The organism is Aeromonas sp. HMWF016 (assembly GCF_963878195.1).
GTDB classification, from domain to species: domain Bacteria; phylum Pseudomonadota; class Gammaproteobacteria; order Enterobacterales; family Aeromonadaceae; genus Aeromonas; species Aeromonas lacus.
The window spans coordinates 1-9,391 of the sequence record NZ_CAWNWX010000065.1; the positions used below are offsets into that span (position 1 = coordinate 1).

Consider the following 9,391-nt stretch of genomic DNA (forward strand, 5'->3'; position numbering starts at 1 on the left):
CCATCTTGCGGTGGTGCGACACCTCTCCCAAGCAAACCTCTTTCCCATATCATCCAACAACTTCATATCATATTGTTTTATAGTTGATTTTATTGCATATCAGCCAGCTACTATCAACATCCATGCCACTCATCCATATCTTTCCTTCCTTTATCTCCCGCTTCTGATCTCGCTCACAAAACCATCTGTTCATTGTGATCAGGTTAAAACTTTACCAATCCCGAACTGATATTTAGTAAATGTTTATCTAAAGTTTACCCAGTCAAAGTTGCCTTGTTCCGGGAGGACATGTGAATAACTGGGAAAACGTTCAATTCGTTGGTGAAAACAGGCTGGCTCCGCGCGCCTACTTCTTCTCTTATGCCGACCACGCGCTGGCGGCTACCATGCAGCGCGAGCTGAGCCGCCGTTTTCTGAGCCTTAGCGGTCAGTGGCAGTTCCACTACTTCGATCACCCTCTGCAGGTGCCGGAAGCCTTCTATCACAGCCCCATGCGCGAGTGGGGCCAGATCACCGTGCCCAACATGTGGCAGATGGAAGGGCATGGCAATCTGCAGTACACCGACGAAGGTTTTCCCTTCCCCATCGACGTGCCCTTCGTGCCGACCAACAACCCCACCGGCGCCTATCAGCGCAGCTTCACGCTGAGCCCGGCCTGGGACGGCGAGCAGGTGATCATCAAGTTTGACGGGGTGGAGACCTACTTCGAGGTCTATGTGAACGGCCACTACGTGGGCTTCAGCAAGGGGAGCCGCCTCACCGCCGAGTTCGATATCAGCGCCTACGCCAAGGTTGGCGAGAACTTGCTGTCTGTGCGGGTGATGCAGTGGGCTGACTCCACCTATATCGAAGATCAGGACATGTGGTGGATGGCGGGGATTTTCCGCGACGTCTACCTGGTGGGCAAACCGGCCGCCCATGTGCAGGACTTCTTCATCCGCACCACGCTGGCCGATGACAATCAAAGTGCCACCCTGAGCTGCGACATTCAGCTGGAAAATCTGGGGGCGTCCGCCCGTGATCACCGTCTGGTCTGGTCGCTGCTGGATCAGGGCAGCGAGATCGCCAGTGGCTCGCTCGACCATCTCGCCATCGACGGCAAGTGTGATTGCCGCTTCACGCTGGATCTGGCCAACCCCCATCTCTGGAGCGCCGAAGATCCTTACCTCTATCAGCTGCAACTCTCCCTCTACAACGGTCAGGGCGAGCTGCTGGAAGTGATCCCGCAGCGAGTCGGGGTGCGTGAAATCAAGGTCAAAGATGGGCTCTTCTACGTCAACGGCCACTACCTCAAGCTGCACGGGGTGAACCGCCACGACAACGACCACCTCAAGAGCCGCGCGGTCGGCATGGATCGTGTTGAACGCGACATCGTGCTGATGAAGCAGCACAACCTCAACTCGGTACGTACCGCCCACTACCCGAACGACCCGCGCTTCTACGAGCTGTGCGACCAGTACGGTCTGTTCGTGATGGCGGAGACCGACGTGGAGACCCACGGTTTTGCCAACGTCGGCGATCTCAGCCGCATCACCGACGACCCCTTCTGGGAGCCGGTGTTCGTGGATCGCATCGAGCGCCACGTGCACGCCCAGAAGAACCATCCCTCCATCATCATCTGGTCGCTCGGCAACGAGTCCGGCTACGGCCGCAACATCAGAGCCATGTACCAGCGCTGCAAGGCGATCGACCCGACCCGGCTGGTGCACTACGAAGAGGATCGCGATGCCGAGGTGGTGGATGTGGTCAGTACCATGTATTCCCGCGTCTCCCAGATGAACTGCTTCGGCGAGTTCCCGATGGAGAAGCCGCGCATTCTCTGCGAATACGCCCACGCCATGGGCAATGGCCCGGGTGGCCTCAGCGAATATCAGCAGGTGTTTGACCGTCATCCCCACATTCAGGGTCACTACATCTGGGAGTGGTGCGATCACGGCATTCTGGATCAGGACGAGCAGGGGCGCCCCGTCTACAAGTACGGCGGCGACTACGGCGACTACCCCAACAACTACAACTTCTGCATGGATGGCCTCATCTATCCGGATCAGACCCCTGGGCCGGGCCTGCGCGAATACAAGCAGGTGATCTGCCCGGTCAAGGTGCGCGCGCTGGATCTGGCGAGCGGCAAGCTGGCGGTGGAAAACCGCTACTGGTTCTCCAATCTGGATGACATCCGTCTGCTGGTCGAAGTGAAGGCCGAGGGCGAACTGCTGGCCAGCCAGCAAATCCGGTTGGAAGGGGTGGCTCCCGGTGCCACCACCGAGTTGCAACTCGAACTGCCATCCCTCGATGGGCGGGAAACCTTCGTCCAGCTGCGGGTCATCAAGGCCACCGCCACCCGTTACAGCGCGGCGGAGCACGAGCTGGGCCAGTACCAGTTCCAGCTGAAGGCATCGACTCGCCAACTGCAGCCCTTTGCCAATCCCAATGCCACGGCGTTGCAGATTGCCGACGAGCGCCTCGCGCTTGTCTTAAGCGGTAGCGGCTTCGCCCTGCGCTTCTCTCGCCTCGACGGCAAGCTGGTGAGCTGGCAGCAGGATGGTATCGAGCTCATCGAGCGGGCGCCGCGCCTCACCTTCTTCAAGCCGATGATCGACAACCACAAGCAGGAGTACGAGAGCCTGTGGCACCCGAACCACCTGCAGATCATGCAGGAGCACTTCCGCACCCTGAGCTGGCGCCAGCTGGGCGAGGCGGTCGAGGTGACGGTGGAGAGCCTGATCGCGCCGCCGGTGTTCGACTTCGGCATGCGCTGCCGCTACGTCTACACCCTGAGCCCGAACGGTCAGCTGCACGTGGCACTGTCCGGCCAGTCCTACGGCGGCTATGACGACATCATCCCCAAGATCGGCTTCGAGCTGGGCATTCGTCAGGATCTCGACCGGGTGCACTACTACGGCATGGGGCCGGGCGAGAACTATCAGGACAGCCGCCAGAGCAACTGGATCGACAGCTTCAACAGCACAGTCGGCGAGATGTGGGAGCACTACCCCTTCCCGCAGGACAACGGCAACCGCCAGCAGGTGCGCTGGGCGACCCTGACCAACCGCCACGGCGCCGGTCTCTACGTGCGACCCGATGCCCCCATCAACCTGAGCGTCTGGCCCTACAGCTGGGAGCATATCCACGCGGCGCAGCACATCAACGAGCTGGAGCCGAGCGGTTATCTCACCCTCAATCTGGATCACAAGGTGCTGGGGCTGGGCTCCAACTCCTGGGGCTCCGAGGTGCTGGACTCCTGGCGGGTGCGCTTCGAGCCGTTCAGCTTCGGCCTGACCCTGCTGCCCATCGCTCGCGGCAACCTCAATCCGGCTGTGCTGGCCGGGCTCGATCTCACCATCAACGGCGGGAGGAACCTCGCATGATCACCCTGGACAACCTGACACTGTTCAAAAACATCTACCGGGAGGGCAAGAAGTGGGGCCGCTGCGTGGAGGCCATCAACAACCTGGCCAATCTCAAGCCAGGTATCTGCCACTCCATCGGTGACTCCCTCACCTATCGCTTGCAGGAGGGGGCCAGCCCGGCCACCTCACTGTTCGAGGGGCAGCGCCGTTACTTCGACGTCCACTACTACCTGGAAGGGGAAGAGACGGTGGAGTGGACAGCCAAGAGCGAGCTGGCGGTCGAGCAGGCTTATGACGACACCACCGACCGCGAGTGGCTGGCTGGCGAGGTGCGTGAGCGCCAGAAAGTCGGCAATGGTCAGGTGGTGATCTTCGAGAACGACGAGGCTTACCGGTTTGTCGGCGATGCGCCGGTACGCAAGCTGATCATCAAGGTCACTGTCGAAGGCGGCTACTTCAAGAACAAATAACAAGCCGCCGGTTCTGCACTGATAAAAGCCGGAAGGGCGGGGCTCACCCTACAACCCATGCCCCGCCCTTTCGTTGCAATAACTACAGGTCTGGAGATGCACCATGTCTGATTCCAAACGCAATACGATAGGCAAGTTTGGTCTGCTGTCGCTCACCTTCGCGGCGGTATTCAGCTTCAACAACGTCATCAACAACAACATCGAGATCGGTCTGGCATCCGCCCCGATGTTCTTTCTGGCCACCATTTTTTACTTCATTCCGTTCTGCCTGATCATTGCGGAATTTGTGTCACTGAATAAGAACTCCGAAGCGGGGGTTTATGCCTGGGTGAAGAGCTCCCTCGGCGGGCGCTGGGCCTTTATCTCCGCCTACACCTACTGGTTCGTGAACCTGTTTTTCTTCACCTCCTTGCTGCCGCGGGTCATCGCCTACGCCTCCTATGCCTTCCTCGGCTACGAGTACATTCTCACCCCGGTGGCGACCACGGCATTGAGCATGGTGCTGTTTGCCTTTGCCACCTATGTCTCCACCAACGGTGCCAAGATGCTCGGCCCCATCACCTCGGTGACCTCGTCCCTGATGCTGCTGCTGACCCTCTCCTACATCCTGCTGGCAGGTGCGGCACTGGTGGGCGGCGTGCAACCGGCTGACCCCATCACGGTAGAGGCGATGATCCCCGATTTCAGCTGGGCCTTCCTCGGCATCACCACCTGGATCTTTATGGCGGCCGGTGGCGCCGAGTCGGTGGCGGTCTACGTCAATGACGTGAAAGGGGGCTCCAAGTCCTTCGTGAAGGTGATCATCGTCGCCGGGATCTTCATCGGCGTGCTCTACTCCATCGCATCGCTGTTGATCAACGTCTTTGTCCACAGCGACACCCTGAAATATACCGGCGGCTCGGTGCAGGTGTTCGAGGGGCTGGCGGCCTACTTCGGTTTGCCGGAGATCCTGATGAACCGCTTCGTCGGGCTGGTCTCCTTTACCGCCATGTTCGGCTCCCTGCTGATGTGGACGGCGACCCCGGTGAAGATCTTCTTCTCCGAGATCCCGGCCGGCATCTTCGGCAAGAAGACGGTCGAGCTCAACGAGAACGGCGTGCCCGCCCGTGCAGCCTGGATCCAGTACCTCATCGTGCTGCCGCTGATGGTGATCCCGACTCTGGGCTCCAACACCGCTCAGGATCTGATGAACACCGTCATCAACATGACCGCCGCCGCTTCCATGCTGCCGCCGCTGTTCATCATGCTGGCCTACCTCAATCTGCGCCTGAAGCTCGACCACCTGCCGCGGGAGTTCAAGATGGGTTCGCGCACTACCGGCATCGCCGTGGTCTCGGTGTTGATCGCCATCTTCTCGGTGGGCTTCCTCGCCTCCACCTTCCCGACCGGAGCCGACATCATGACCATCATCTTCTACAACGTCGGCGGGATCGTGATCTTCCTCGGCTTCGCCTGGTGGAAATACAACAGATACGAGGCCTCCCTCAGTGCCGAAGCGCGTGCGAAAGAGGCCCAGCCGACAGCGCAGGTTGCCATGCAGACGCCATAGCCACTGCATTGAATTCCAATCAAATCGGGTGGCCGTTGGCCACCCGCAAACCGTTGAACCAGAAAAGGAAAAGAGAATGAGCGAGACGATCGAGTTTGCCGAATTCAAACGGGTCGAGATGAAGGTGGGCAAGGTACTGGAGGTGGTGCGTCACCCCGGGGCCGACAAACTCTACATCGTCCAGATCGACGTGGGTGGCGAGCGGCCGCTGCAGACCGTCACCAGTCTGGTGCCTTACTACAGCGAAGAGGAGCTGATGGGCAGCGAGGTGGTGGTACTGACCAACCTCAAGCCCACCAAGATGCGCGGTGAGCGATCCGAGTGCATGTTGCTCTGCGCCGAGACCCCGGACGAGAGCCAGAGCGTACTGTTGCAGCCGCGGGTGCCGATGGCGCCGGGCACCCCGATCGTCTGAATGGTATTGCGAGCCGGTGCGGGAGACTGCACCGGTTCACCAACGAGGCCGTGCACGCGGCCCGACCATAACAAGAGAGTAAAGCGCGGGGCCGACAGACCCTTGCCGAACACATCACAGAGTCACAGCGTTCCCCGCAGGGAACGCGAGTCCATTGGAGGACACTATGTCTGAATCCGTACGCGGCACCATAGGCAAGTTTGCCCTGTTGTCGATGACCTTTGCCGCCGTGTTCAACGTGCGCAACATCGTCAACAACAACATCGAGCTGGGGCTCAGCTCTGCCCCCATCTTCCTGCTGGCGACCATCGTCTACTTCATCCCGTTCGTCTTCATCATCGCCGAATTCGTCTCGGCCAATAAAAACTCCGAGTCGGGGATGTACGACTGGCTTAAAAAACCGCTCGGCACCCGGATGGCCTATCTGGGCTCGTTTCTCTACTGGTTCGTGAACCTGTTCTGGTTCGTCTCCCTGCAGCCCAACGTCATCGCCTACGCCTCCTACGCCATGCTGGGCTATGAGTACAGCTTCTCGCCGACCGTCACCTCGATCATCTCCATCGTGCTGTTTGCGGCGGCGACCCATATCTCCACCAAGGGGGCGAGCTGGCTCGGCAAGATTGCCGAAATAGTGGCCTACGGCGTCTTCGCCCTGTTCGCCATCTATGTGCTGGGTGCCCTGATGGCTCTGAGTGGCGATCATGTGCCGGCCCAGCCCATCACGCTGGAGGCGATGACTCCCACCGTCAACTGGGCGACGCTGGGTATCATGTGCTGGATCTTCCAGGCGGCGGGCGGTGCCGAGACGGCGGCGGCCTACCTCAATGACGTGAAGGGCGGCCAGAAGTCCTTTATCAAGGTGATCATCAGTGCGGGTATCGTCATCGGTGCCATGTACGCGGTCGGTTCCCTTTTGGTGAACGTGTTCGTGCCGCGCGAGAGCCTCACCTATGCCGGCGGCATGGTGGAGATCTTCACCGGCATGGCGCAGTATTTCGGGCTCTCCGAGGCGCTGGTGGGCCGCTTCGTCGGCGTGGTGCTGTTCATCGCCATGTTCGGCTCCATGATGATGTGGACCTCGGCGCCGGTGAAGATCCACTTCTCCGAGATCCCGCAGGGGGTCTACGGCGAGAAGACCACCCAGCTCAACGAGCACGGCGTACCGGTGCGCGCCGCCTGGTGGCAGTTTGTCTTCGTGTTCGCGATGCTGGTGGTCAACGGCTTCGGCTCCGAGTCGGTACAGCAGATGATGAACACCGCCATCAACCTCACTGCTGGGACTGCCATGCTGCCGCCGATCTTCATCATGGTGGCCTACTTCGTGTTCCGCTGGAAACATGACGACACCCCGCGCGACTTCCGCATGGGATCGCGTAAATTCGGGATGGGCGTGGTGTCGGTGCTGATCGCCATCTTCGTGGTGAGCATGAGTGCCTCCGCCTTCCCGAGCGGGGTGGATCTGGTGCGCGCCTTCTTCATCAACGTCTTCATGACCGCGGTCTTCTCGGCGCTGGCCTACTGGTGGATCTCCCGCTTCGAGAAGCGGCAGGCCCGCAAGCTCGCCGGCAATGAGAAGAAAGGCGGCAACGGCAAGCTGGCCAGCCAGCGCTGATCGGCTGAGTGAAAAAGCGGAACGGGCGGCCTTGGTCGCCCGTTTTTTTATCCATTTTTAGCCGTTTGGGAGCTGTCAGGGCCGCTTTATCGTCAACTTTCGCTACTCGATATGGCGAAGGCGTTAAGCATTGATGAACAATTATTCGCCGCTCAACTTTGCGCCTCTCCGTTATCGGGGTAAGCTGGAGGTTCGCTTTAGCGGGAGGTGCCAGACATCTCCCGCTCTGTTTCTTGTCCTCCCCAATCCTGACTGTCGCCATGGCTGCAGGATGCCCTTCTGATGGAGACCTTTCGTGCGTCTGGATCCCTTTACTGTTGTGCTGATTGCGGTGGTCACTCTGGCCTCCCTCTTTCCCTGCGAGGGGCAGGTGGCTGTCTGGTTCGGTCTGCTGACCAAGCTGGCGGTGGCGCTCCTGTTCTTCATGCATGGCGCCAAGCTGTCGCGCCAGAACCTGCTGGCAGGCCTCGGCCACTGGCGGCTTCATCTGGTGGTGATGCTCAGCACCTTCGTGCTGTTTCCGCTGCTGGGGCTGCTGCTCACTCCGCTGGTACCGAGCTGGCTGAGCCCGGCTATCTACCTCGGCTTCCTCTATCTCTGCGCTTTGCCAGCCACCGTGCAGTCGGCCATCGCCTTTACCTCGATGGCGGGGGGCAATGTGTCGGCGGCGGTGTGCAGCGCCTCGGCCTCCAGCATCCTCGGTATCTTTCTCTCGCCGGTGCTGGTGGGGATGATGATCCACGTACAGGGGGAGGGGATCGACACCTGGCACTCCATTCAGTCCATCATGATGCAGCTGATGCTGCCGTTCGTGGTGGGCCACCTGTCGCGCCCGCTGATCGGTCGCTGGGTCGATAGCCATCGCCCGCTCATCGGCAAGCTGGATCAGAGCTCCATTCTGCTGGTGGTCTACGTCGCCTTCAGCGAGGCGGTGGTGCAGGGGATTTGGCATCAGGTAGGTTGGTACGATCTGGCCAGTATCGTGCTGCTGAGCTGCGTATTGCTGGCGCTGGTGCTCTGCTGGAACGTCTGGATCAGCCGCCGCCTCGGCTTCGACAAGGCGGACGAGATCACCATCGTCTTCTGCGGCTCGAAAAAGAGTCTGGCCAACGGGGTGCCGATGGCCAACGTCATGTTCCCCGCCGCCAGCGTCGGGGTGATGGTGCTGCCGCTGATGATCTTCCACCAGATCCAGCTGATGGTCTGCGCCGTGCTGGCGCGCCGCTATCACGAGCAGGGGCATTGATACTCGCGCCGTTTTTATTGCCATAACAAGAGGGAGGCCCGTTGGCCTCCCTCTTCTCATCTGCATGCCGACCGGCGTGCTAGCGTTTGCGCCAGACGGTGAGCTGCGCCACCGTGTGCTGGTATTTGCGGGCGGTCTCGCGGATGACGAAGGGCACATCCCGCGGCGGGCAGTGCTCCTCGAACTCCGCCGCCAGCAGCCGTTGCAGCGCCTGATAGGTGGTGAGCGCCTCGCCGTTTTCGCGAATGCCGCCGAGCCAGTTGGCGGGTGGGGTATATTCCGCCAGCCAGGTATAGGGGCTGGTGAGCACCAGCAGGCCACCGCTGCGCAGCCGGGGAGCTATGTCCCGCAGGAAGCGGGCGGGCTCCCGCAGCCGGTCGATCAGGTTGGAGGCGAGCACCAGATCGTAGTGGTCATATTTGGGCTTGAGGTTGCAGGCATCCCCCTGACTGAAGTGGATGCGCTCAGCCTGAGTCGCCCCCAGCCCGTGGCTCGACAGGCGCGCCTCGCAATACTCCACCAGTTCACCCTCCAGCGGAATGGCGTAGCGGAAACTGTCCTGACTGGCGAGGGCCAGCGCCACATCGATGAAGCGGGCCGAGTAGTCGACCCCGTCCACATGCTTGAAGTGGCGGGCCAGTTCGAAACTGGCGCGGCCGGTGGCGCAGCCGATATCCAGCGCCCGCTGGTGGTTGCTGCAGAGCTCGCCAGCAAGATCAGCAAGCGTCTTGGCGTAGTTGGCTACCCCGAAG

7 protein-coding genes are annotated in these 9,391 nt (G+C 60.6%); 6 read left to right on the top strand and 1 reads right to left on the bottom strand.

Annotated features, from left to right (window positions below):
* Window positions 1–290: 290 nt before the first annotated feature.
* The 6 genes from ebgA (at window position 291) to AACS24_RS09340 (ending at window position 8,639) form a co-directional block, all read left to right on the top strand.
* Window positions 291–3,365, top strand: coding sequence for a beta-galactosidase subunit alpha (gene ebgA, locus AACS24_RS09315; protein WP_108573314.1), 3,075 nt, complete (start codon window positions 291–293; stop codon window positions 3,363–3,365).
* Complete coding sequence (locus AACS24_RS09320; protein WP_108573316.1) at window positions 3,362–3,817, top strand: beta-galactosidase subunit beta; 456 nt, start codon at window positions 3,362–3,364, stop codon at window positions 3,815–3,817. The genes ebgA and AACS24_RS09320 overlap by 4 nt, the downstream gene beginning before the upstream one ends.
* A 103-nt stretch (window positions 3,818–3,920) precedes the next feature.
* Window positions 3,921–5,366 (top strand): amino acid permease, encoded by a 1,446-nt coding sequence (locus AACS24_RS09325; RefSeq protein WP_106553610.1) that lies wholly within the window; start codon window positions 3,921–3,923, stop codon window positions 5,364–5,366.
* A 76-nt stretch (window positions 5,367–5,442) separates the two neighbouring features.
* Window positions 5,443–5,781 carry a tRNA-binding protein gene (locus tag AACS24_RS09330; RefSeq protein ID WP_005342042.1) on the top strand — a complete coding sequence of 113 codons (339 nt, stop codon included), beginning with the start codon at window positions 5,443–5,445 and terminating at the stop codon, window positions 5,779–5,781.
* Between the two features lie 166 nt (window positions 5,782–5,947).
* On the top strand, window positions 5,948–7,393 hold the full coding sequence (locus AACS24_RS09335; protein WP_108573318.1) for an amino acid permease: 1,446 nt from the start codon (window positions 5,948–5,950) through the stop codon (window positions 7,391–7,393).
* Between the two features lie 295 nt (window positions 7,394–7,688).
* A complete protein-coding gene (locus AACS24_RS09340) occupies window positions 7,689–8,639 on the top strand; it encodes a bile acid:sodium symporter family protein (protein WP_058056266.1) in 951 nt (316 codons plus the stop codon).
* A 79-nt stretch (window positions 8,640–8,718) separates the two neighbouring features.
* Here AACS24_RS09340 and AACS24_RS21910 read toward each other — a convergent pair.
* A partial coding sequence (locus AACS24_RS21910; protein WP_258223167.1) for a putative 4-mercaptohistidine N1-methyltransferase occupies window positions 8,719–9,391 on the bottom strand: 673 nt, incomplete at its 5' end.